The following is a 22,565-nucleotide window of genomic DNA, read 5'->3' as shown; positions in this document are numbered from 1 at the left end:
TGTTAGTAGCACACGCCAACCCTTAATTAAAAAACTTATGTCCGAACACCAGGTTCTGGCCCACGTAGACGAATACCTCAAAATCGGCATGGAGTATGATTGCTCCGATGTCCATCTTCCAACCGCTTATCCTCCGACTTGGCGCCGCTTTGGCACCCTTTCGCCGATTTGGGATGACCATCCTCCTCTCACTGCGGAAGATACGGAACGACTCGCCATGTCCTTTCTTGGAGAGAAGGAAAAAGCGCGTCTGGCGGAGACCGGCGACGTCGACTTTGCTTACGCCAACGACTTCGGACGATTCCGGGCCTCCGTGGTGAGGCAGCGCCTGGGCTTGGAGCTCGTCTTCCGTCTCATTTCCACCACCATCCGCACCATTGCCGAGTGCGGCCTTCCCGAGAAGGACCTCATCCCTCTCACCCGCTACCAGAACGGTCTCATCCTCGTGACCGGAGCAGTTGGTTCAGGGAAGTCCACTTCTCTTGCGGCACTGGTAAACTTCATCAACCAGGACCGCGAAGACCACATTCTCACTCTGGAGGACCCCATCGAGTATGTCTTCGAGTCCGCCGGTTGCCACGTCAACCAGCGCGAGGTCCACTCCCACACCGAGTCCTTCGGACGCGCTCTCCGTGGCGCCCTGCGGGAAGACCCCGACGTCATCATGGTGGGAGAAATGCGGAACCTGGAGACCATTCAGCTCGCACTCACCGCGGCGGAAACCGGTCACTTGGTTCTCGCCACCCTCCACACTGGAAACGCTCCCCGAACCCTCGACCGGGTTCTCGACGTTTTCCCCACCGACCAGCGCGATCAAATCCGCGTGATGGTCTCCGAGTCTCTCCGAGGCATCATCTCCCAGCAGCTCGTCCCCAGGGCCGACGGTCAGGGACGTGTGCTCGCTCTGGAGCTCCTCGTCAATACCGCCGCAGTAGGTGCGACCATCCGCGATGGTAAGACCTTCATGCTGCCCGGCATCATGCAGACCGGTAAGAACGTCGGCATGATCACAATGGACGAGTCCCTGCGCAATCTCTACATGCAAGGGCTCATTACTCAGGAAGAAACCCTCTATCGCAGTGAGGACAAGCCGCAGATGCGCGCCTTCTTCCAATCCTAATCCAGTTCCCATCTGCTCACACTCTAACTGATTTTCCCATGGCCGAAATTGACCGCCTTTTTAAATATCTTGTCGAAAACAAGGGCTCCGATCTGCACCTCACCCAAGGACAACCTCCCAAGGTTCGCGTCCACGGTGGAGTCTCCGCTATCCCGGACGAACCCGTTCTCGAGGGCGAAAGCTTCAAGAAGATGCTCGCCGAGATTTGCGAACCCAATGCCTTCGCGGATTACCTCGAAAACGGTGACCTCGACTTTGCATACGAGATGGACGACGTCTCCCGTTTCCGCTGCAACTACCTCCAGCAGCAGCACGGTCTCGCCGCCGTTTTTCGACTGATTCCAACCGAGATTGCCTCACTGGAAGACCTCAACCTGCCACCCGTCATCAAGGAGTTCGGTCACATGCGCTCCGGCCTCGTGCTCGTCACCGGTCCCACGGGTTCAGGTAAGTCCACCACCCTCGCGGCCCTCCTCGACTACATCAATACCAACTTCAGCCGTCACATCATCACGGTGGAAGAGCCCATCGAGTTCGTTCACCGCAACAAGAAGTCCATCATCACCCAGCGGGAGGTGCCCATCCAGACACCCTCCTTCGCCGACGGCCTCCGCGCCTCCCTGCGGCAGGACGCGGACATCGTTCTGGTGGGCGAGATGCGGGACCTGGAGACCATCTCCCTCGCCCTCACCGCCGCGGAAACCGGTCTCCTCGTCTTCGGAACCCTGCACACCAACAACGCCCGAAAGACCATTGACCGGGTGGTTGACGTTTTCCCAGCCGACCAGCAGTCACAAGTCCGGACCATGCTCGCCGCTTCCCTGAAGGGCATTGTGGCCCAGTTGCTCTGCAAACGCGTGGACAAGCCCGGCCGAACCGCCGTGAACGAAATCATGTTCACCAACTCGGCGGTCGCCGCCATTATTCGGGAAGGTGCCACCCAAAAGCTCTACGACGTCATCACCCAGGGTAAGGCCGAGGGCATGCAGTTTATGGATGAAGCCATTTGGCAAAAGCTCCAGGCCGGCATGATTGCCCCTGAAGAAGCCTACATGAAGGCCATCGATAAAACCCGCTTCAAGCGTTTCCTTCCGGCTGAAATGGCGGCTCTCGGTGCCGCCTCGGGAGAGAGCCCCCTCGAGCACTAGCAGGACGGTCCTCTCTAACAGCAGATTCAATCATCGAAGGGACGCTCATCGCGTCCCTTCTTTTTTTGTCCTGCAAAAAGGCTTTTCCTCCCCCGCCATCCCTGCACACTCCCGCCCATGGCAACACTGACCGAACAAATCACCGAAGACATCAAGAACGCAATGCGCGCCAAGGACACCGTCGCCCTTGGCACCCTTCGCGCCCTGAAGTCCGCGATTAAGAACTCCGCAATCGAAAAGGGAGGCGCCGACGCCGAGCTGGACGACACCGAGGCCACCGCCGTCATCCGGAAGCAGATCAAGCAACGCCAGGATTCCATCGCCCAGTTCGAGCAAGCCGGCCGCACCGAGCTCTCGGAAAAAGAAAAATCCGAAATCGCAGTCCTCGAAAAGTATCTTCCCGCCGCCCTCACTCAGGACGAGATCGACCAGGCCGTTGCCGAATCCATCGCCGAGACCGGAGCAACTACCCGTGCTGACATGGGCAAGGTCATGAAAGTGCTCCAAGAGAAAACCGGAGGACGAGCCGACGGAAAGACTCTTTCCCAAGCAGTCCAGAACAAGCTCGCATAGCCAAATTCCTTTCCGCCATGACCACTGCCATCATCGTCGCCTCGGGCTCGTCCCGACGCATGGGCTTTGACAAATTGATGGCTCCCTTGGCGGGAAAGCCCGTTCTCGCCCACTCCCTCGCCGCCTTCGATCGTTGTCAGGAAGTGGGACAAATCATCGTCGTCACCGACGAAGCTCGCTTTAACTCCCTCGACTTGTCAGGACTTCGTAATCATGTCCTGCACGTCGATGGAGGCAAGGAGCGGCAGGATTCGGTCGCCAACGGTTTGGCCGCTCTTTCGCCCGATTGCGATATTGTGGCCATCCACGACGGAGCCCGGCCCCTCATCTCCACCGAGTCTATCCTTCTCGCGCTCGATGCCGCCGCAGTGCACGGCTCGTCAGCCCTGGCGCACCCGATTACCGAGACCCTCAAGCGCGCCGATGGCGACGACTTCGTCAAGGACTCCGTCAGCCGGGAGGATCTCTGGGCGATGGAGACTCCCCAGTGCTTTCGCGTGCGACTCCTTCAGGCGGCCTATCTGGAGGTCGCCAAGGACGGTCTCCACGTTACCGACGAGGTCTCGGCCCTCCAGCATCTCGGCCATGCCATCAAGCTGGTGTCCAATCCCTCCCCCAATCCCAAGGTCACCTTCCCCAGCGACCTCATTCTTGCAGAGCAACTTTTAGCCGCTGCCGCGCTCAGCTCTCATCCAGCCAAGTAATCCGCCCCTCCCGCGCCTCGGTATCCACCCACACCCTCGCGTGCTCGAACTCCCGCGTAAACTCCCAACCCGCGGGTTCGGTTCGCTTGAAGTCGCCTTTCGGAGCCCCCAGGGGTTTGTGCAGCTCAGGAAAGACCTCCAAAGACCCCGAGGACAAGTTCCACCCCCAGCCATACTGAAAGTAGGAATAAGGCTGAGCCCCAATCAAGTAGCAGGCCTGGTAGAACTCCAGCCGCTCTCTCGCAAGCGCCTCCATCTGAATGGTCTCCCCTCGCGTTGCCAGATTCTCATCAGTCGTTTCATGCTCAGCCTCGACCCCAATTCGAAAAACGGAAACCTTTCCGTCTTTAGCCAAGCGAGCCATCTGCCCCCAATCCTGCAGCAACTTTTCTTTCGTCAAAAGCTTCGCGTTGTAGTGCTCGAACATGTGCGCATCGACCACCGGATAGACGTGCTTCGCATTTGAGTCCGTTACATTGTTAGCCAAAAGAATCTTCTCGGGTCCCAGCTTTTCCTTCAATGCCCCCATCATCTCACCCATCGCCAGCTGCACCTCCCGGGCTCTATCCTTTCGCAACCAGGAAAAGCCGTGCATCTGGTCGATAAAAGCCCCGTCCGCTCCCGTCTCCCTGACTCCGCGGGCCACCGTGTCGGACCACCACTCGCGGAATTCCGGGTTTAAGACATCGAAGCAGTAGATATTTCTCCGGTGGGCTAGCTCACCGGTCTTCGGATCCACAATGAGAAACTTTTTCAGTTCGGGATGCTGGTCAATTTTCTGCGGAGTGATTCCCTGATTGTATGAGGTAAAGGGCCAAGCATAGGCCGCGTTGAAATAGAAGAGCACCTTCATTTCCGGCTTTATCGCCTTGAAGGCTGCGACCTCATGCTTTGCTCCCAACTCCGCCGCCCCCAATTCGCGGTAAGCATGCGACTTCTCGATACAGATGAAATCCGTTCGCTCCGCGATGGATTGGACCTGCTCCGGCTCCAACACCTTGGTCCCATCGCCGAACATGAAATACTGCGGCGTCACTTCCCAACTGAACTCGGGCAAATACGCCTTCCCGGCAAAAGGACTATCGTCACGAACCACGAATCCTTCCCCCTGCGCCGCGCCTACAGCTGCAGCCAATAGGCTCGCTATCACCATTCTCAACCAACCCTGTTCTTGAAACTTCATCTCCATTCGACGCCAATCACGGCTTCCCTCCAATAAGGCTCAATCACAAGGCGCCTTTCAACTTTCGCCCTCTTCTCCCACCAACACAACGGCGGGCGACTTCTGGAAAAAGGAGAATAACCAAGCCGTGAAAGCGAATACCACGAGGGCTGTTCTCGCCTCCCAGTCCACAAAGCACCTCAAAATTTTCACGAACCGCGCTCAAGCCCAGACAAAGACCCTGAAGCAAAAGCCAGCTAAATCCGTATTAGTTTTACTTAACCTTTCAATATAATAAACTTTCAAACGTGAACAACAACCCACATCCACAAGAAACACTAACGATCCTGTTAGGAAGCGGCTGCCTCATCGGCAGCATGATTTCAGGCAGCGCAGCCGTCGTATATGTTGACGGCAGCACTCCCTACGTTTCCGTCAACGACGGGGCGTTCTTCTCCGGATTCACCGAGTCCGATCCTAACCGACCGAGTGCATTCAGCTCGAACTTTCTCAATCAAGGCAATGAGCAAGCAACGAGTTCCGCGCAGGCCCTTTCCTCCGTTCCGATTTCTGCATTTGGAGGAAACGCATCGTTTCAATTCTTCTTTGATGCGCAAGAGGTCAACAATTCCGGCAGCGGCGCAAACAGCAACCGGGAGCGAAATATAATTACCCAAATCTCGCTGTTCTACCTCACCGCAGACCAGCAAGCGGACGCCATCGACGATGCAACCCAGCGTCTGGGCATCTGGTCACTGGATGGCGCAGACCAGATCCACATCAACGACGCAACTAACCCGGCAGGCTACACCCCAACCGCCAAGCCCTTGGGCAACGGCGCTGATGTCGCTCTCTCGATTCCCTTTTCAGTATTTCCGTCTGGCGCAAGCTCCGCGGACTACATCTTTCTACAGGTCACTTTGACTGATGGCCACAACGGCGGGGACGAATGGGTCTACGCCAGCGCCTACAGCGCGGAGAGCAATCTCTCGGTCGTCACTTTCGCGAACACTCCCAGCCTCAACTCGACTCTTTCCATCGCCGCCTCCCAGATCGTGCCAGAACCCTCAACCGCCGCCCTGCTCCTCTTCTTTTCCGCTGCCACACTCCGTCGTCGTCGCTAGAAGCCGAGAGCCCTTACGGCAACGAACTAGGCGGTTGCATCTTTCAATTGCGGAGACTTCATCCGCGTCCAAGTGACAATCGCCACCACATTGAGAACTGCAGCGACGTAGAAAAAGGCCTCCACTCCAAAGGCATCCTTGAGATAGGGAAAAGCCAAGGCCGTCGCGAAGCTACCGATATTCCCGGCCATATTCATTGTGCCGGAATAGGCCCCCGCATGCCGTCCCCCAATATCCACGCAGTAGGACCAAGAGGGGCTCAAGGTCATATCAGCCCCGAACACCGCAATGGTCAAAAAGAAGATAGCTGGCCCCACCGTCTCCATGTGAACACTCACTAACAACCCCAAAGCAGCTAATAAAAAGCCAACTACCGCCGGAACTCGGCGAGAAAGCTCCGGCCGCTTTCCACTGTAGATCCTGTCCACCAGCCAACCTGAAAAACAATTGCCAACCGCTCCCCCCAGCAAGGGAACGGCTGCAACCAGACCCGCATTGGCTGCAGTCAGATTGTAGGTCTCTTTGACGTAAGGAAAAAGCCACCCCAAGCAGAAGAAGAACGTGAAGTTGCTGCAGAAATACTGCACCATTGCCAGCTTTAAAGGACCGGAAGAAAGCAACTCGGACACCTTCAGCTTAACCGATGCGCTGGCGACTACCTTTTGCCGGTTCTCCAGAATGTAGTCCCGTTCGCGATCCGACATCAACTTGTGATCCGCCGGTTCATCGCGAAACCAGAACCACCAAATCACGGCAATCACCACTCCAATGGCACCCAAAATATAGAAGGAGCCACGCCATCCCGCCGCCTCGATCAATCCGACCATCAGTGGAAGAGCCAAGGCTGCTCCCAGTCGGGATGCCGAGAAATTGATTCCGGTCACAAGCCCACGCTCCTTCACCGGAAACCATGAGAAAGTTGCGCGCGCGAAGGAAGGAAAGGCCCCCGCTTCCGCCGCGCCGAAAACAAAACGAGTGACGAGTAGAAAAACATAGTTGAAAGCTGCTCCCGTAATGGCAGTGAGCGCAGACCAAAGTGCCACGATGATCGTCAACACCCGACGAGGCCCATACTTGTCCGCCATCGCCCCCGACGGCGTCTGCGCCAACGCGTATCCCAAGGTGAAAATTGAAAGAATCCACCCGAATTGCTTATCGGAGAGGTTGAACTCTCCCACAATATTGTCCTTTGCCACGCTAATGCAGGCCCGATCGATATAGAGTAGAAGCGAGAGGACAAAGGTGAGGCAGACGAGAAGGTGACGAGTTTTCATGATGGCAGTTTTTGAACCTGATTGTTGGCAGCTGATTGATAGGCCAGTTCGACCAGCTCAATCGACTTCAGGTAGTCGTGGGCTTCAGATTCGAACGGCTCTTCGGCGAGAAACTGTTTCACAAAGTGCTGCTGGGTCGCGTGCACGCAATTACCGGCAAAGCCCTCTTGTGAGGGACTGTAGGGATGCACCGTAGCCTCCTCCCCGAGCAACTGGATCCGAATGCTTCCCTCCTCGGATAGGGTGAGATTCCCTTTCGAACAATCCAGACGCAACCGCCCGAAGGTGTAGCGGGGATTCTCGATCGAGGCATCCGGTTCGCCATAGCGATTGGCATCAAGAACCGCCGAACCGCCTTCTCGAAAGTGACAAACAATCAGCGCGGAATCCTCTCCCGCAATCACGGGATTACGGCGGGAGGTCGAGGCATAGAGAGAAGAAACTTCTCCGAAAAGAAATCGGAATGTGTCGAGAAAGTGAACCCCGGTCTCGAAAATAAAGAGTCGCTTGTAGTCGCGAAAGAACGGCTGTCGCGCGAGATAGGCATCCTCACCCCAACCATCCCCCAAACGACAGAGAAAATTGAGATGGTGAAAATCCCCCAGAACACCCGAGTCGAGAATCGCTTTGATCTCCCGATACCAGGGCTGCCAACGCCAATTCTCATGCACCATGAAGCGCACTTCAGGATGGGCTTTGACCAACTCCAGAAGCTCCAGGGTCTCGTCCCAAGTCGGAGCCAACGGCTTCTGACAAATCATGTGGACCCCATGCTTGAAAGCGATTCGACAGAACTCGAGATGGGTCTCCGGGGGAGTGATGATATCCACAAAGTCCGGTTTCTCCCTCACTAACATCTCTTCGAAATCGGCTCCGGCATAACTACTAGGGATCCCGTAGTCCGCCGCCATCGCCTCCGCTTTTTCCAGGGTTCGATTGCAATTCGCCACGATCTCCACTTCGGGGATCGACTGCCAGGATTGATATTGGAAGCGCGCAAAATAGCCCGCTCCCACGATACAGCCTTTGAGGGATCGACTCATGATTGATTTTTAGGTTCTAACTTTTGAAAGGCCTTCAGGAGGGCGTCCTCTCCCCCCACGTTGCCTGGAAAAATGATATACGGTAGCCCCGGAAAACGAGTCTCGGAGCCCAACTGCCAAACCGGAACCCCGGGTAAAATCTGTCCCAAGACGAGCGCCCGTTTCACCCCCATCGCATCAGTCGCCAAGTCCGATGAAGTGATTCCCCCCTTGGCCACCAGGAAACGCGGGCGGACCACCAAGGACTGCACTAGAGAGACCAACGCGCGTGAGATGGTCTGCGACAAAAAGAGGTTTCTCTCCGCGCTCTCCGCATCGATACGCTCGCGGCTGGTCGATAGGACGACCGTTTTGCCAGCCTGAATCGATTGGTTCATCGCTTGCGAGAGCGGAAAGAGCACTTCATCCGGATTCTCTAACAACTTCGGGACCGATAGCTCCAAAGCTTCCACCTCCGCCCCTTGCAAAAGGGACTCCAGCTGAGCGGTGGTCTTGGGCACATGCGAGCCCACCACAATCAGTCCGCCATGATCGTTCTCCTCGGGATCGGCCAATTCGAGGGGTGCCAGCAGGTCTCGGGTCGCCAGCCCTGCGCGAGCTTGCACAAAGGAAGCAGCCGATCGGTAGAGAACAGGGCGTGCGGCCTCGACCGCTGGTAAAACACTCACCAGAACCTCCAAGTCCCGCAACTCGAGCGCATCCACGATACAAACGGCCCCAGCATCAGCCGCCTCCAGCACCCGTTGGACCTCTCCCGGTCCGCCTTCCCGCAGCAACGCGAGCGGAAGGTGCACCACCTGCTCGAGGGCGACTGTTCCTCCGGACTTTTCCACGAGATAATCCGGCAAATACGAGGACGAAAACGGGAAGGCATTGTCTTGCGCAAAAGGAGTTTCATGAGCGGGAACCGCCTCCCCCTTTTCCACCACGTAATGCGTCCCGTTGAGCGTCAATCGCCCACCCGCCTCGAAAAAAGGGAGAAAAAACACCAGCGGTTTCTCCAACTGCAAGGACTCGCTCAAGGTATCAACCTCCAGTGGATAGTGTCCCCGCAGAGTAGAATCGCTCCGACTGATCACCAGAAACTCGCGCCCGGCTTCCCGCCCTGCCCGCAAGAGATTTCCTCCAATTTCGCGATGCAAAGATTCCGTTTGTCCCTCCGTCAAAGCGCGCGAATTGGTCAGAAGGTAAAAGACCGGAGTCCCCCGCGTAAACTCTTCCCGCAACTCCTCCACGCTCCAACTTGTTAGAACAGGAAGGTCCGAAACCGTCTGGGTTCCGGTCGGGTCATCGTCCAAGACAACCAGGGTCTTTCCCGAAGCAAGTAACTTCTCCCGATTAGCGGCGCCAAGCTCCTCCGGCCAGGGAGCCGCCAAGTCTTTGGTGAGTTCTGCCAAGGTCATGATCAATAGGAATTCAGATGAGCGAATGCGCGGCAGGGAGAACCATCTCCCCCTTCAATTTTCAGAGGAAAAGCACCCAAGGTGAATTCTACCTCACCGGGTAGCTGGTCCAGATTGATCAGACCTTCCACAATGGTCACCCCTCCCGACAAAAGGATCTCGTGGATTTTGGTAACCTCCGCGAGATCGTTTACATCGGCCACCGAGGGAGGCTCCACCCCGAGAACCCGCACCTTCTTTTCCACACACCACCTGGCCAATTCCACCGAGACTCTCGGCAGCTGGTTGCGAAACACTTCGAGATTCCCCCGATGCGCCGCCCATCCGGTATGGAGCAACAACGCTTGCCCCGGGACAAAGTCAGCAGCCAACTCTCCCAAGTGCACGGGCTGCAGCAGTTCCCCCGCGCTAACATCCAAATGAATAACCCTCGCTGGTCCCAGAAAAGTCTCAAGTGGGAGCTCGTCAATCGTGGTCCCAATCTCATGGCTGCATCCAAAGTGACGTGGTGCATCCATGTGCGTTCCACTGTGGGAATAGAGATGCAAAAGGCGCGCATTCCACCCGTCGCGCTCCAAATCCTTCGCACTTTCCCACGAAACGCCGGGCGTTTCGGGAGTCAGAGTGGCAGTCAGATCAATCAGCATAAAGAATGACTACGTGTTCTTCCCGGACTGAATTTCGCAAAGCATCAGAGAAGCTTGCCAAGTGTGATGCGCAAAAGAGCAACACTTTCCTTTCCTGCTACTGATTAAAATTTTTTCGTTCATCGGATTGTTAGACCATTAAAGGTTCGCAATGATTTTTTCGGTGAGAGACCCAGTCGACTCCTTCCCTCCCATATCGGGGGTGCGGTGCGCGGGATTGCTCAAAGCCATCTTCACCGCTTTCTGGATCCGAATCGCGGCCTCCTTTTCGCCCAGCCAATCCAACATGAGCGCCGCCGACAGAATCGTCCCCACCGGATTGGCCTTCCCTTGCCCGGCGATATCCGGCGCCGTGCCATGGGATGGCTGAAAGACCGCGCAATCCGTGCCGATGTCTCCCGATGGGGCCATCCCCATTCCCCCCACCAAGCCGGCGGCGAGGTCCGACAGAATATCCCCGAACATATTCTCGGTCACCAGCACGTCGAAACTCTGCGGCCGCTGCACGAGAAACAAGGCCGCCGCATCGACATAAATATGCTCCGTAGCAACTTCCGGAAAGTCTTTCGCGACCTCATCGAAAATCTCCCGGAAAAACACCATCGTGGGCAAGACATTCGCCTTATCCACCAAACTGCATTTCTTGCGCCTGCGCATCGCTTCTTCAAAGGCATAGCGGCAGATCCGCTCGCAGCCCTTCCGCGTAAGATGCAGCACATCACTGGCCGACAAGCGATCCTCGGGCTGAACCGATCCTCTCGCCGAAAAGAGCCCTTCGGTATTTTCCCGCACAATGACGAAATCGATTTCGCCGGGCTGATAGCCCCGCAATGGCGAATCATCCGCCGAATACAGATAGATCGGACGGGGGCCGGCATACAGATCGAGACGCTCGCGCAAATCAATCTGCGGCGTCATCTCACGTCCGTCCGGCCAACGCACTCCAGGCAAGCCCATGGCCCCCAAAAGAACCGCATGCGACGCCCGGCAGGCTTCGAAGGCCTCATCCGGCAAGGGATTTCCCGACTTCAAAAACTCCCCGGCCCCCACGGAATGCTCGCTATAGCTCAAGGAAAAACCCGGTCCGCTGGCCTGTAGGGCATCCAGGACCGCCACCGCAGCAGACGTCACTTCGGGACCAATCCCGTCTCCGGGAAGAACAGCTATGTTATAGTTCGGCTGACTCACAAGGATCATTATGTTCAGAATTTTTGCCTCACGCCTAGCGAGAATCTTGCGCCAAAAGAGATTGCTTCGAAATTTGGCTCGGGCAGGCTGGAGATATGTTCAATCATCTCGATCATGTCGCCATTCTCGTCAAAGACACCGAGGAAGCCCTCACCTTCTACCGCGACACTCTCAAACTAGAGCTGCTCCTCAGTGAAGAGCTCCCTGAAGTCGGAGTCCGCCTGACCCATCTCAATGCCGGAAACGTCAAACTCCAACTCGTGCAGCCCCTCAGCGAAGACCATCCTTTGCAAAGCCAGTTGGCAGAAAAAGGAGAGCACATCCACCACCTTTGCTGGGGCGTCGACGACACCCGTGCCGCAATGGCCAAGCTAGCCGACTATCAACTCGCGCCCAAACCCAACGAACCCCATCCTGCGCCGCAGAACGGTGAAGCAGCCTTCATCGAGCCCTCTCAGACCCGCGGAGTCCTCTGGGAAATGACCGCCCGCCCCACTGCCCCATCAGAAAAGTAAAATGCGCCAAGAAGCGTCTCACAAAACAGGCCGGTAGCCCCAAAATCTCGGAATCAGTTTCGTCCCGGTTCCGGAACTTTCGCCCGTTTCGCGGCCCCTCCCCGAATCCAGCTCTACCTCCCCAACCACTTTCGAAGAAAGTGGAGGAAGGATACACGGTCACGAGACAAAAACCCGTGCGGGTCGCTCCCCTGCTAAAAAGAGGCGAAAGAAGCAAGAATCCAAGGCGCATTCCCTATTCGCCGCCCCCCATTTTCCCGAAACCCGCAATTGAGTCCCTATCTCGGGACATTCATAATTCTTTTTTAGTTTTCATTATCTGTTAGAAGACTACTAAACATCAAACTTCTCTCCCCGCATCCACCGCCCGGCAAATTGCCCCGAAAGCACCGAGCCACGCCCTCAAATTTCAACCAACTCCGAATCGCCTAACAGAAATGTCACTCATTGAAGTCCTCTCCGATGTCACCTCAAAGCTGCGCCAAGGCCGTTTCCCAAACGAACAAGCGATCTCGCAAGGCATTGTGCTGAGGCTGCTGCAAGAACTCGGCTGGGATGTTTACGATACAAATGTCGTATGGCCCGAGTTTCAGACCGGCGAGGGTCGCGCGGACTTTGCCCTGTGCTACCCACCCTCCAAACCCTCAATTTTCATCGAGGTCAAACAGCCCGGCAAGGCTGAGAACGGGGTCAGGCAAGCTCTCGAGTATGCCTTCCACACCGGCGTCCCCTTCATCGTGCTCACCGACGGAAAAACCTGGTCCTTCTACCTTCCTGCTGAACAGGGTTCCTACGAGGATCGGAGAGTTTACAAGCTGGATCTCTTTGAGCGAGAAGCAGAACAAGGGGCTGCCGTCCTCACAAGATACCTGGAAAACGATCGCGTGAAATCAGGCGAAGCCTTGGAAAACGCCCGGAGAGAATACCGCAGCCGGAATCGCCGTTCCGTCGCCCGCTCCGCCATTCCTGAGGCCTGGCACGAACTGATTGAAAACGGAGATGAAACGCTCGTTGAGCTGCTAGCCGACGCGGTCGAATCAAAAGCAGGTTTTCGTCCCGATGATGATGACGTCACCGACTTCCTCACAAATTTGAGGCGACCAGTGGTTTCTCAAACTCCTCCCACCAAACCGACAAACTCGGTTCGGCCTCCTCAAACCCCTCAGGCAGAACCGAAGCCCTCCTCGTCTTCCAATCGTCACGGGCATCTCATCATTTCGGGCAAAGCCTTCCCCTACGCCAATGCGAAAGAAGCCATGGTGACGGCCCTCACGGAACTCTCCAAATCAGACCCCTCTTTTCTGCAACGTTGCTCTCAACACCCCTATTGTTCCGGGCGAAAGCGACGCTACATCGCCCAGACCCCGGAAGAATGAAGTGGTCCCGGGAAACGGAGCCAGGAGCTTGCTGGAAGGTGATACCTAATCTGAACATCTTTTAGTAATTCGTCGGCAAGATAGAGATATTCTCGCGACACTTTCGGAAGGCCGCCATCGAGATGGAGAGATACCAGCAACGGAAAAAAACCGAATCACCTGCGAGAATAGCAGTGGTCACTTTTTAAGATCACCTGAACTAATAGTTACAGCGTCTGACATTTTTTGTGCCGTTGTTCTCGTTATTTTATTCTTTACTGCTGTCATTTTACAGATTACCTACTCGCTAAGTGCGCCGAAATTATTTCTCTCTAATTACTTTAGGTTCCCTCGCAGGATATCTAGATGCCGCTTTCACAATGTCTATCTATGACGATGGCACGGACTTGACCATGACAGCAATTGGAGCCTATGATTTTTCTGCCCTGACCCCCTCAGTTGCAAGTATTCAGCTTGGGGCGAATGCTTCTGCTTCACCGGGTATACTAGGGGGGGTCTTTGGATGGGAGACAACTACTGCAGCCAATTCATTTAGGGTAGAATTCTCGAAAGGTTTGACTGGAACCGGATCGCTCTTCTCAGCATCAAGTGTTTCAACCAGTTCCCCATTTTTTTTCTATTCAACTTTTAATTTTCAAAGAACTTATTATCTTCAAATGGTCGATACGGCTCCTTTAATAGGAAGCGTTAATGAAACTGCTGTTTTTCATGGGGCTACTCTGTCGAGCCTAGGAATGGTTGAAGAAGAAACCGTATTTGTTACATGGGCTGGTGATAGCGCAATTATTCAGACTTTTTCTGTGCCCGAACCTTCTCATATTTTTCTTGTGTCATTTGGAGCCCTTGGTCTCGGGTCTCGACGTTTTCGAACTGTTTAGGCCGGATGGACAAATTGATTATTTGAGCCAATTCATTAAGGACGCGAGAGATACGAACGCTATGTAGGTCTCGCTGAGACGGTCGTAGCGCGTAGGAACTCGACGGTATCGTTTGATACGACAGAAGTAATTTTCAACGACATGCCTCTACTTCCCAATGTGAGGGAAGTAGAGAACCGGTTTGCGTCGATTCTTCTTTGGAGGGATAAGAGCAACTCCTCCATCGTCGAGAACCTGCTTTCTCAACATATCCGAATCGTAGCCGCGATCCGCAAGAACGTCATAGCTCACCTATCCCTGACCAGAGGGCGAGCGTAGACTTTTGGTTGATGGTTGAATGGTCATAAAACGTAACATCGGGGCGGGTCAGGGATTAGGTGCAGCGCCTTGTTCTGCCTTTTTGTTTAGTTTTTATTTTGAAGCATCGTAAGAATGATCATCCCATAACTCCGATGGGATGCTTTTATTCCATCGACTAAGCTCCAGGGGTATGATATTATTATTCCTTTTAATGACTGTTAGACTATCATGATAGTAATAATAGTATTTATTGTCCATTCTACTAAGAGCACTTGCATATTGATGCATCGTCCAGTTTTTCCAAGGCGTTACGCTTCTTCCTTTAAACGGATCAATTTCTGTAAATCTAGGAATCCATAATGGACATTTCAGTAGAAGTTTTTTTGATGGTTGAGACCAACTGGCGATCTCGCCATAAGAAGCTCCTCCTTCTGGATAATAGAATGGATATTTCCCCGTTTTTTCATAAATACGTTTAATGAATGTTATGACCTCTTTCTCAGTAACACGTTGCCTAATAGTTTTTGGATCTATACCGTCTCTTTTTGCGACTTTACCAGGCACAGATGAGAATCCTGCATCAAGAACCATTAAAAACTTAGCGTTTTTAAGTTTTCTATTTTCATAGCAATCTTTGATTGTTTCAAGATAGTAATCAGCTTGCTTTACTGGATCTTCATTTGGTCTTAAAAGATGATAGGCTCCTAATCGTAATCCAGCCTGATCAGCAGCTTTCATGAAATCAGAAAAACGTCTATCGTTATCAAGAATTTTCAAGCCTTTATAGTTCTTGTATAAATTATCTCCAGAAACAGTAGTTGCTCTAGCTATTAGGGCGTCTACACCTTGTGATTTTATGTATTTAGCATCAAAGTCCGAAAATTCACCATTTGTATTTATAGGAGATTCTTTATCTTTAACGTCTTTTTTGGGGTCATACTCCGAAACGTTTGCAATTAGATTGACTCTTTCTGGTTGAGACTGTGGAGTAGATGTGCATGCAGCGCCTAACGATAAGGCTGCTAGAACGATGTATTTCGTATATGTCATATTTTTTAGTTGGTTGGGTTATTTTAGCAGAACAATTTATTACCCAGACCCCTAGATATCTCCAGAAATCTTTGTGAAAAATGTTGAGAAACATGGCAGGAATCAAGGTTTCTCTTTATTTCTTGTCTGGATATCATTCTGCAAGTGGATGATATTCAGCCCCTTGATATCATTCCATGCGACCGATTCCACTTTAGATTGAAGCTGTTTTGAGACAGGAGTTGACCCGCCGTCAGTTCAGTCGATCAGAGGTGGGTTATCCTTTGAAATGGTGCCGATTCTTTATCGATTTTTGCCTAAAGTCAGGAAATTCTCCTCGGGAACCGGATTCGATTCCGCTTTTCTTGAAGAAGATTGCGTCGAAGGGGCAGGGTCCGAATCTGCAGCAGCAGGCTCGGACGGTGGCTCAAATCCTCCAAGAGCTTTTGCTTCAATTTGGTAAAGGGGTTGAAACGGCCAGTGATGAGGGAAAGGAGGGGATGGTTTCGCAATCTCAATTAGGGCCTGCAAAGATCGCGGAAAAGAGAAAGGGTGCTCGCAGGGAGGAGTTAGCCAAAGAGGCTGGCTCTGCTCCAATTGGGCATTCTTGGGCTGACGCTCAACCCTGCGGGTTACCTGTTTGCCTGCGGCCATCTCCGTTGCTCTCCGGTTCGCCTTCGACTCGGTTTCTCAGTCCGCCGACGAGATGACCGAGCCGGGCTTCGACAACCCCATCTCTGCCGAGCGCACTGGCGGAGTTCCACCGCGACAAACATGCTTGCTTCTTTGGCTGATCCTCTAATAATGTTCAAAAGAACAAAATCAGGATGAGCCACGAACTGACACCTTCTGAACAAAGCGATTTTTCAAAGATTGCGACCTTGGTGAGTGAACGCAGGAGGCGCGCCCTCCAAGCCGTCAACCACGAGCTTGTGTCCCTTTACTGGGAGGTGGGCAGAATCTTAAGCAGGAAGATTGAAACAAATGGATGGGGAAAGAAAACGATCGAACAATTGGCCGCCTACCTGAAAGTGAGCCAACCAGGGTTGAGAGGTTTCACTCGGCCAAATCTCTATCGAATGCGCCAATTCTTTGAGGTTTACCCGGACCTGGAAATTGTCTCAGCACTGCCGAGACAATTGAGTTGGACTCATCATCTTTTGATCATCAGCCAATGCAAAAGCCCGGAAGAACGGAACTTTTACCTCAACATGGTAGAAAAGGAAGAGTGGTCCAGCCGCGAGCTGGAGCGACAACTCAAGGGCGCACTTTTTGAGAGAGTTGCTCTCAGCTCCCCAGATATCTCACCAGTGGTGAACCAGTTGCACCCCTCTGCGGAATCGATTTTCAAAGACTCTTATCTCGTAGAATTCCTCGATCTACCCGCTGCCCACTCCGAAAACGATCTTCACCAAGGACTCATCCAAAAAATCCGCGAGTTCCTAACCGAACTCGGGCGGGATTTTTGCTTCATCGGTTCGGAGCACCCCATCCAAGTGGGCAATCAGGACTTCGCCCTCGATCTTCTCTTCTTCCACCGCGAGCTGAACTGTCTGGTTGCCATCGAACTCAAAGTCGGACGTTTCGAACCCGAGCACCTGGGGAAGCTGAATTTCTACCTGGAGGCGCTCGACCGCGACATCAGGAAAGAGCACGAAAACCCCAGCATCGGTCTCCTCCTTTGCGCCAGCAAAGATGACGAAGTCGTGGAGTATGCCTTGAGTCGCTCGCTTTCTCCGGCCCTCATTGCCCACTACGAAACCAAACTGCCCGACAAAAAACTCTTGCAAGCAAAGCTCCACGAATTCCTAGAACTGAGTCAACTGGACGAAGAGCAATAAGTGGCCAAATCTCCAACTGTGAGCAACAGCAACTTCGGGACTTCTGACAATTCCACTCGGAACGAGGCCGGTCCGTGGTGATTTAGAGTCCACTAGAATGGCTAAAGGAGCGAAGTTGTTTATCCCGTTCCGGTTTCGCGATTTTTGCCAGTTTCGCGGTCTCTTCCCTAATGCCCCTTCACCTCCACCACCGCTTCGGGAAAAGCCGGGGAGTGGATTTGGTGGACTTTTCCATCGGCGCTCTCGATGACGTAGACGGAGCCGATGCTGGAATCCAGGGTGAGGGTTTCAGTAGGCTTGAGCTTTCTCGTCTGAGGACGGGATCGGTAGCCGAGAGGCGTAATGGGATAGATAAAAAGCTCGCTCTCGCTGTGATTCGCAATCGTCAACTTGGCCTCCAGTCGCCCGGGGGCGGGATTGGAATGAACGGTGGGCACGAGGCTGAACCCCTTCCGCGGATGGGTCTTGAGCAACTCGGCGGTCAGCCCCTCCACCACCTGAGGCTCGGCGGATTCGGCGATATTCTCTTTCTCGGAATGCTCACTGCGATGGTCGTAGAGCTCGCGGGCGGTCACTTCGCCCGTGGTAAAGTCCCGCCACTCGACGAGGCGATACTCTTGGCTGCGGATGGAATAGCCCATGTATTCCCGCCCCTCCCAACGCCGATAGTATTGATTCACCGCGCCCTCGCGAACCGCCTGCTCCACATTTTCCAGCACCGGCAGCAAGCTGCGCCCATCCACGAAGTCCGGCTTGTCGATTCCCGCCAAGTCGCAAAGGGTGGGATAAAGATCGAGCAGCTCCACCAGCTGGTCACTCTGCTGCCCGGCGGTCTGCAGGCCCGGAGCAGCGATGAACAGGGGCACGCGGGCATCGATCTCGTAGTTGGTCATCTTCCCCCATCCACGATATTCCCCCAGCTTCCAGCCGTGGTCACTCCACAGCACGATGATGGTGTTGTCAGCCAGCCCTTCCTCATCGAGCGCATCTAACAGCAGCCCAATCTGGGCATCGACATAGCTGACACAGGCGTAATAGGCATGCGCCAGTTGGCGCGCCTTGTCCTCCGCGACGGTCTCCTCCTGCCAAGGACGCGGCAAGTCAATCAGGTCCACATAGTGGGTCAGCTCGCTATTGTTGTGCAGCGCGTAGGCGGGCGTATCGGGGGTGATAGTTTCGTCTGTTAGAACCGGAAGAGTGGCAGGCTCATAAAGGTCCCAATACTTCTTGGGCGCGACCCAGGCCAGGTGCGGGCGAATGTAGCCCATCGCCAAAAAGAAGGGCTCGGGTGCCTGTCCCAAGCGCCGGAGGTCATCAATCGCCATCAGGGTGCGGGCTCCGTCGAGCAGCTTGTCATCCGGCAGCTCGGGCGCGCCAGTGCTGGGCGGACGGAGACTCTTCTTGCGCCAATCCCGCGCCGGCAGCTTGGCCGCCGCTTCCTTGATGAGCTCGCGCGTGCCTTTGGGATAGGGAAAGGGCAAAGACGGCAGCGGGCGGATGGGCTCGCTCCAGGACTGCGGGTCGGGGGTGGGATTGTGGAAAATCTTGCCATGGCTCACCGCGGTGTAGCCGAACTTCCGAAACCACTGCGGGATGGTGACCGCGTCAGGCTTGGCCTCGCGAAAGTGCACCGGCAAAGTCCAGACCCCTAGATTATCGGGACGCAAGCCCGTCATCAAACTGGCCCGCGAAGGATTGCACACCGCGACCTGGCAGTAGGCGTTGTTGAACTGCACCCCCCTCTTTGCCAGCCGGTCAAGGTTTGGAGTGACCGCAATCGCATCGCCATAGCAGCCAATCGCCGGACGCAAATCGTCCACTGCGATGAAGAGGACATTCGGGCGCTCCGCCGCTTGCGAAATGCCGAAGCCTGAAAAGAGTGCGAAGCCTAACAGGGAAAAAAGACGAGTGGGTGCGTTCATGAAATTCAAACTCTTTACCAGATATGCGAATCCCAACGAACCGCACCCAATCACACCACTTTCCAAGCCAAGTCTCGGAAAAACTGCGTTTATCCACGTTCACCTGCGACAAGAAACGATAGTCAACCTAAGGCCGGGTCCGTCCCTTGCTCTCTGCCTCGTTGAGAGCAGCCCGCAAACGCGCAGCAACTTCCGGTTTTTCTTCCAAAAGGTTGTTCGACTCGCCCGGGTCTTGGCTCAGGTCATAGAGCTCGCTGCCCTCCGCCCGCGCAATCAGCTTCCACTGGCCAGCACAGACCGAGATCGCCTCATCCTTGCCATCGCCTTGGATGAAAATCGCGGAACGCTCGGGCTGCCCTTCTCCCAAAAAGACGGGCAGGACCGAGAAGGAATCCTCGGCTCCGTTCTCGGGCAGCTCCTCATCAATCACATCCGCCGCAGTGGCGAACAAGTCGGTGAGGGTCAAGAGCGCATCGGACTCGCTCCCCGCCGCGATCTTTCCAGGCCAACGCACCACGAAGGGCACGCGGTGACCACCCTCGTAGGGATGACCCTTGCCATCTTTCCAGATTCCATTGGTGACGTGCCCCATCTTCTTGGCGTCCTCCTTGGCGGTGCGAAACTTCTTACGCACCTCGCCGGCTTCGCTTGCGAGGTTCAGATTCACCCCATGTGTCCCCTTGAAGTCCTTGGGCGTGGAGCCATTGTCGCTGGTGAAAATGACAATCGTCTCCTCAGTCAATTCCAAGTCCTCCAGCGTGCGCAGCAAGGTCCCCACATGCGCGTCCAGTTCTTGAATATGGTCACCGTAGAGCCCGGCCTTACTCGTGCCCCGGAAGTCCTCTGCAGGAGTCACGTGGGTGTGCGGGGCGCAGGGGGTGAAGTAGAGAAAGAACGGCCCCCCGGCATTTTTACGGATAAAGTCCACCGCCTTGTTCGTCAGGGTAGTGTCGACTTGGTCATCCACGCGGGGCTCGGCCAATCCATCGGGAAAATCCTGCCCTTCCACGATGCGGAACTCCTCCCCCGGCTTGCGACCCACGAGGTCGTGATTCTCGATGAAGGCCCGGGTGGAATCGTTGTGATTCTGAGGAACGCCAAAGTGATAGTCGAACCCGACCTCCAAAGGTCCGGTAATCGGCAACTGGTTCCAATCCTTGCTGTAGCCCAAGTGCCACTTCCCAATCGCGGCCGAGACGTAGCCATGCTCTTTCAAGAAAGATGCCATCGTGGGCTGACCCGAGGCGATCCGGTAACCATTCCCCTTCTTATGCAGGCGCCAGGGAGCCTTCCCCGTCAACACCCCGTAACGCGAGGGCGAACACAACGACGCCGCCGAGTGCGCATCGCTCATCTTCATCCCCTCTTTCGCCAGCAGGTCGATATTGGGAGTCGAGATCCGGGAAGCCCCGTAACAACTCAAATCCCCGTAACCAAGGTCATCCGCCAGAATCACGACGATGTTTGGCAGACGGTCCTCGGCCGTCAGGTGCGGCACCGAGAACACCACCAGAGCGGAAAGAAGTATCGTTCGAAGGGTCATGATTCTTTATACGCTTTTTGCTCAAAGACCTATACAAGAAGACTCGATGGGGAAATCTTCTGACGATTGAAGCCAATTCGCCGCTCCGCACGCAACAATTTCGACACAAAGAAGCCTCGCTCGACACGTTTTCCGCGAAAACCAAACCTCAGCCTCTCGCATGATCTCCACCATTCCTGAGATCCAGTGAAAGGTCGCCCTGCCAAGCTACGATAACTCCCCTTTCCTTCCCTATGCTGACAGCGTTAAGGTCCTGACTTTGCTCGCCTTTCCCTTCAAAACATAGCCCAGACGCACCTCACCATCATCCCAGAACACCTCTATGACCGACAAGCCTCTCTTCACCCGGCTCACCCAAGTGGAACCTTCCGAAGCGAAGGGCGCACTCATCTCCTTCGTCTTCGTCTTCATGCTGATGGCCTCTTACACCATCATGAAGCCCGTGCGCGATGCCCTGCCCAGTGATTGGGGTGACGTCAGCCTGGCGATGCAGTGGACCTACACCTTCATCTTCTCGACCATTGCGGTGGTCATCTACAACCTCTGCGCCTCCCTCGTTTCGCTCCGTCGCCTTGTTCCCGGGGTCTTCGCCTTTTTCGCCACCTCCTTCATCGCCATCTATCTGGCCTACAAGACCGGCCAAGTGGAAGTGACTCTGTTAGGAAAAATCTTCTACGTCTGGACCAGCGTCTTCAACCTCTTCCAGATCTCAGTCTTCTGGAGCTTCATCTCGCAACATTACAACAAGAGCGAGAGCAAGCGAGTCTTCGGCTTCATTAACACCGGCGCCAGTGCGGGAGCCATCGCCGGCCCTCTCCTCATTCTCCAGCTGGCGGAACACATCAACGCCGCCAACATCCTGCTCATCACCGGCATCGTTCTCCTGCTCACCCTTCCGCTGATTCACCTTCTCAATCGCATCTTTGATCGAAAGGAGCAGAACAAGCAGACCCCACCCAAGTTGAGCCCCAACCCCTTCTCGGGCTTCATGGAGTTCATCACCCACCGGCGTCTCCTCGGCATCGCGGCCTTCATCTTCCTCTTCACTGGCATCAGCGCCTTCCTCTATGTTGCCCAGACCGACCTCCTCCGGGACTACTCGCGCGCAGAGCGCAAAGAGCTTCTCGGCTCGGTCGAACTCGCGACCAACACCCTGACCATCCTGCTCGGCATCTTCGCCACCAACCGTCTCGCGCGCAGGTTCGGGATGGCCACCACCCTCTCCCTCATCCCCTTCCTCGTCGCCCTGCTTCTTCTTTTACTCAGCGCCAACCCCGCCGTGGTCTTCGTGCTCGCGCTGCAGGTCGTGCGTCGCGCCGGCAACTACGCCATCACCCGCCCCGCCCGCGAAATCCTCTTCACCGCTGTCGACCGCGAAGCCCGCTTCAAGACCAAGCCCATCATCGACGTGATGGTCTACCGGGGCGGCGACGTGGTCTGGATCTGGGTCCTCGCTTTTCTCGGAGATGCCTGGCTCAAGCTCGGAGTCACCCCCACCCTCTGTATCGGTGCTGCCGTTGCTGTCCTCTGGGGCATCGTTGGCATTTTCCTTGGAAAGACTCATGACGCAGCCGACGCTGAAGAAGGGCCAAGCAAGCAACCGTCGTAGCGGCTCCCGGGGGAGAACACGAAATACCGCGTTCGCACCTGATTCGCCCAAGACCTCTAAACCACCCGAACTCAGGCCGACCCTCTCCTATTCATAATCCACCCAATCCTCCCGCCGAGCTCGTAGATTTTTCTTCTCTTCAAAAGGTCGTGGGCTAGACTGGGGG

At 54.9% G+C, this 22,565-nt stretch carries 19 protein-coding genes; 10 read left to right on the top strand and 9 right to left on the bottom strand.

Going from position 1 to position 22,565, the window contains the following annotated elements:
• Window positions 1–37: 37 nt before the first annotated feature.
• The 4 genes from IE099_RS16355 (at window position 38) to ispD (ending at window position 3,545) form a co-directional block, all read left to right on the top strand.
• The gene (locus tag IE099_RS16355) at window positions 38–1,120 is read left to right on the top strand and encodes a type IV pilus twitching motility protein PilT (protein WP_189572223.1); all 1,083 of its coding nucleotides are present in this window, start codon (window positions 38–40) and stop codon (window positions 1,118–1,120) included.
• A gap of 38 nt (window positions 1,121–1,158) precedes the next feature.
• Window positions 1,159–2,268 (top strand): type IV pilus twitching motility protein PilT, encoded by a 1,110-nt coding sequence (locus IE099_RS16350; protein WP_189572220.1) that lies wholly within the window; start codon window positions 1,159–1,161, stop codon window positions 2,266–2,268.
• A gap of 117 nt (window positions 2,269–2,385) precedes the next feature.
• Window positions 2,386–2,841: a GatB/YqeY domain-containing protein gene (locus tag IE099_RS16345; RefSeq protein ID WP_189572217.1), complete on the top strand. Its 456-nt coding sequence runs from the start codon at window positions 2,386–2,388 to the stop codon at window positions 2,839–2,841.
• 17 nt (window positions 2,842–2,858) lie between these two features.
• Window positions 2,859–3,545, top strand: coding sequence for a 2-C-methyl-D-erythritol 4-phosphate cytidylyltransferase (gene ispD, locus IE099_RS16340; protein WP_189572214.1), 687 nt, complete (start codon window positions 2,859–2,861; stop codon window positions 3,543–3,545).
• Here the strand turns inward: ispD and IE099_RS16335 are convergent.
• Window positions 3,523–4,728 (bottom strand): putative glycoside hydrolase, encoded by a 1,206-nt coding sequence (locus IE099_RS16335; protein ID WP_229809551.1) that lies wholly within the window; start codon window positions 4,726–4,728, stop codon window positions 3,523–3,525. The two genes, ispD and IE099_RS16335, sit on opposite strands and share 23 nt — an antisense overlap.
• A 287-nt stretch (window positions 4,729–5,015) precedes the next feature.
• On the opposite strand from IE099_RS16335, the gene IE099_RS16330 reads away from it, so the two are divergent.
• The gene (locus tag IE099_RS16330; RefSeq protein ID WP_189572209.1) at window positions 5,016–5,831 is read left to right on the top strand and encodes a PEP-CTERM sorting domain-containing protein; all 816 of its coding nucleotides are present in this window, start codon (window positions 5,016–5,018) and stop codon (window positions 5,829–5,831) included.
• Window positions 5,832–5,857: 26 nt separating this feature from the next.
• Here IE099_RS16330 and IE099_RS16325 read toward each other — a convergent pair whose 3' ends face one another.
• The 5 genes from IE099_RS16325 to IE099_RS16305 all read right to left on the bottom strand — a co-directional run bounded on the left by IE099_RS16325 (window position 5,858) and on the right by IE099_RS16305 (window position 11,395).
• Window positions 5,858–7,105 carry an MFS transporter gene (locus tag IE099_RS16325; protein WP_189572205.1) on the bottom strand — a complete coding sequence of 416 codons (1,248 nt, stop codon included), beginning with the start codon at window positions 7,103–7,105 and terminating at the stop codon, window positions 5,858–5,860.
• Window positions 7,102–8,148, bottom strand: coding sequence for a Gfo/Idh/MocA family protein (locus IE099_RS16320; RefSeq protein ID WP_189572202.1), 1,047 nt, complete (start codon window positions 8,146–8,148; stop codon window positions 7,102–7,104). The genes IE099_RS16325 and IE099_RS16320 overlap by 4 nt, the downstream gene beginning before the upstream one ends.
• The gene (locus tag IE099_RS16315) at window positions 8,145–9,551 is read right to left on the bottom strand and encodes a four-carbon acid sugar kinase family protein (RefSeq protein WP_189572199.1); all 1,407 of its coding nucleotides are present in this window, start codon (window positions 9,549–9,551) and stop codon (window positions 8,145–8,147) included. Before IE099_RS16315 ends, IE099_RS16320 begins: the two co-directional genes overlap by 4 nt.
• A gap of 2 nt (window positions 9,552–9,553) precedes the next feature.
• Window positions 9,554–10,198 carry a cyclase family protein gene (locus IE099_RS16310; RefSeq protein WP_189572196.1) on the bottom strand — a complete coding sequence of 215 codons (645 nt, stop codon included), beginning with the start codon at window positions 10,196–10,198 and terminating at the stop codon, window positions 9,554–9,556.
• Between the two features lie 138 nt (window positions 10,199–10,336).
• Entirely contained in the window at window positions 10,337–11,395 is a 1,059-nt protein-coding gene (locus IE099_RS16305; protein WP_189572194.1) for an isocitrate/isopropylmalate dehydrogenase family protein, read from the bottom strand.
• An 86-nt stretch (window positions 11,396–11,481) separates the two neighbouring features.
• On the opposite strand from IE099_RS16305, the gene IE099_RS16300 reads away from it, so the two are divergent.
• The 3 genes from IE099_RS16300 to IE099_RS16290 all read left to right on the top strand — a co-directional run bounded on the left by IE099_RS16300 (window position 11,482) and on the right by IE099_RS16290 (window position 14,155).
• On the top strand, window positions 11,482–11,901 hold the full coding sequence (locus IE099_RS16300; RefSeq protein WP_189572191.1) for a VOC family protein: 420 nt from the start codon (window positions 11,482–11,484) through the stop codon (window positions 11,899–11,901).
• Between the two features lie 437 nt (window positions 11,902–12,338).
• Window positions 12,339–13,277 (top strand): type I restriction enzyme HsdR N-terminal domain-containing protein, encoded by a 939-nt coding sequence (locus IE099_RS16295; RefSeq protein WP_189572189.1) that lies wholly within the window; start codon window positions 12,339–12,341, stop codon window positions 13,275–13,277.
• Window positions 13,278–13,636: 359 nt separating this feature from the next.
• A complete protein-coding gene (locus IE099_RS16290) occupies window positions 13,637–14,155 on the top strand; it encodes a PEP-CTERM sorting domain-containing protein (RefSeq protein WP_189572186.1) in 519 nt (172 codons plus the stop codon).
• A 411-nt stretch (window positions 14,156–14,566) separates the two neighbouring features.
• On the opposite strand, the gene IE099_RS16280 is transcribed toward IE099_RS16290, so the two are convergent.
• A complete protein-coding gene (locus tag IE099_RS16280) occupies window positions 14,567–15,505 on the bottom strand; it encodes a glycoside hydrolase family 25 protein (protein WP_189572183.1) in 939 nt (312 codons plus the stop codon).
• An 806-nt stretch (window positions 15,506–16,311) separates the two neighbouring features.
• On the opposite strand from IE099_RS16280, the gene IE099_RS16275 reads away from it, so the two are divergent.
• Window positions 16,312–17,325, top strand: coding sequence for a PDDEXK nuclease domain-containing protein (locus IE099_RS16275; RefSeq protein ID WP_189572181.1), 1,014 nt, complete (start codon window positions 16,312–16,314; stop codon window positions 17,323–17,325).
• 167 nt (window positions 17,326–17,492) lie between these two features.
• Here the strand turns inward: IE099_RS16275 and IE099_RS16270 are convergent, their stop codons facing one another.
• Window positions 17,493–19,247 (bottom strand): sulfatase, encoded by a 1,755-nt coding sequence (locus IE099_RS16270; RefSeq protein ID WP_189572178.1) that lies wholly within the window; start codon window positions 19,245–19,247, stop codon window positions 17,493–17,495.
• A gap of 127 nt (window positions 19,248–19,374) precedes the next feature.
• Complete coding sequence (locus tag IE099_RS16265) at window positions 19,375–20,790, bottom strand: sulfatase family protein (RefSeq protein ID WP_189572175.1); 1,416 nt, start codon at window positions 20,788–20,790, stop codon at window positions 19,375–19,377.
• A 322-nt stretch (window positions 20,791–21,112) separates the two neighbouring features.
• Here IE099_RS16265 and IE099_RS16260 point away from each other — a divergent pair, with 322 nt between their 5' ends.
• On the top strand, window positions 21,113–22,399 hold the full coding sequence (locus IE099_RS16260) for an NTP/NDP exchange transporter (protein ID WP_189572172.1): 1,287 nt from the start codon (window positions 21,113–21,115) through the stop codon (window positions 22,397–22,399).
• Window positions 22,400–22,565: the final 166 nt, after the last annotated feature.

The sequence above is a fragment of the Roseibacillus persicicus genome, assembly GCF_014651675.1.
In the GTDB taxonomy this organism is placed as follows: domain Bacteria; phylum Verrucomicrobiota; class Verrucomicrobiia; order Verrucomicrobiales; family Akkermansiaceae; genus Roseibacillus; species Roseibacillus persicicus.
Note: the sequence above shows the minus strand (reverse complement) of the source record. Positions and strands in the feature narration are given on the sequence as shown.

Excerpts from the sequence above, each read along its gene's own strand:
- IE099_RS16295 (WP_189572189.1), top strand. The coding sequence starts at position 12,339 with ATGTCACTCATTGAAGTCCTCTCCGATGTCACCTCAAAGCTGCGCCAA.
- IE099_RS16265 (WP_189572175.1), bottom strand. The coding sequence starts at position 20,790 with ATGACCCTTCGAACGATACTTCTTTCCGCTCTGGTGGTGTTCTCGGTG.
- IE099_RS16310 (WP_189572196.1), bottom strand. The coding sequence starts at position 10,198 with ATGCTGATTGATCTGACTGCCACTCTGACTCCCGAAACGCCCGGCGTT.
- IE099_RS16305 (WP_189572194.1), bottom strand. The coding sequence starts at position 11,395 with ATGATCCTTGTGAGTCAGCCGAACTATAACATAGCTGTTCTTCCCGGA.
- ispD (WP_189572214.1), top strand. The coding sequence starts at position 2,859 with ATGACCACTGCCATCATCGTCGCCTCGGGCTCGTCCCGACGCATGGGC.
- IE099_RS16275 (WP_189572181.1), top strand. The coding sequence starts at position 16,312 with ATGAGCCACGAACTGACACCTTCTGAACAAAGCGATTTTTCAAAGATT.
- IE099_RS16280 (WP_189572183.1), bottom strand. The coding sequence starts at position 15,505 with ATGACATATACGAAATACATCGTTCTAGCAGCCTTATCGTTAGGCGCT.
- IE099_RS16320 (WP_189572202.1), bottom strand. The coding sequence starts at position 8,148 with ATGAGTCGATCCCTCAAAGGCTGTATCGTGGGAGCGGGCTATTTTGCG.
- IE099_RS16325 (WP_189572205.1), bottom strand. The coding sequence starts at position 7,105 with ATGAAAACTCGTCACCTTCTCGTCTGCCTCACCTTTGTCCTCTCGCTT.
- IE099_RS16290 (WP_189572186.1), top strand. The coding sequence starts at position 13,637 with ATGTCTATCTATGACGATGGCACGGACTTGACCATGACAGCAATTGGA.
- IE099_RS16315 (WP_189572199.1), bottom strand. The coding sequence starts at position 9,551 with ATGACCTTGGCAGAACTCACCAAAGACTTGGCGGCTCCCTGGCCGGAG.
- IE099_RS16335 (WP_229809551.1), bottom strand. The coding sequence starts at position 4,728 with ATGAAGTTTCAAGAACAGGGTTGGTTGAGAATGGTGATAGCGAGCCTA.
- IE099_RS16350 (WP_189572220.1), top strand. The coding sequence starts at position 1,159 with ATGGCCGAAATTGACCGCCTTTTTAAATATCTTGTCGAAAACAAGGGC.
- IE099_RS16270 (WP_189572178.1), bottom strand. The coding sequence starts at position 19,247 with ATGAACGCACCCACTCGTCTTTTTTCCCTGTTAGGCTTCGCACTCTTT.
- IE099_RS16260 (WP_189572172.1), top strand. The coding sequence starts at position 21,113 with ATGACCGACAAGCCTCTCTTCACCCGGCTCACCCAAGTGGAACCTTCC.
- IE099_RS16300 (WP_189572191.1), top strand. The coding sequence starts at position 11,482 with ATGTTCAATCATCTCGATCATGTCGCCATTCTCGTCAAAGACACCGAG.
- IE099_RS16345 (WP_189572217.1), top strand. The coding sequence starts at position 2,386 with ATGGCAACACTGACCGAACAAATCACCGAAGACATCAAGAACGCAATG.
- IE099_RS16355 (WP_189572223.1), top strand. The coding sequence starts at position 38 with ATGTCCGAACACCAGGTTCTGGCCCACGTAGACGAATACCTCAAAATC.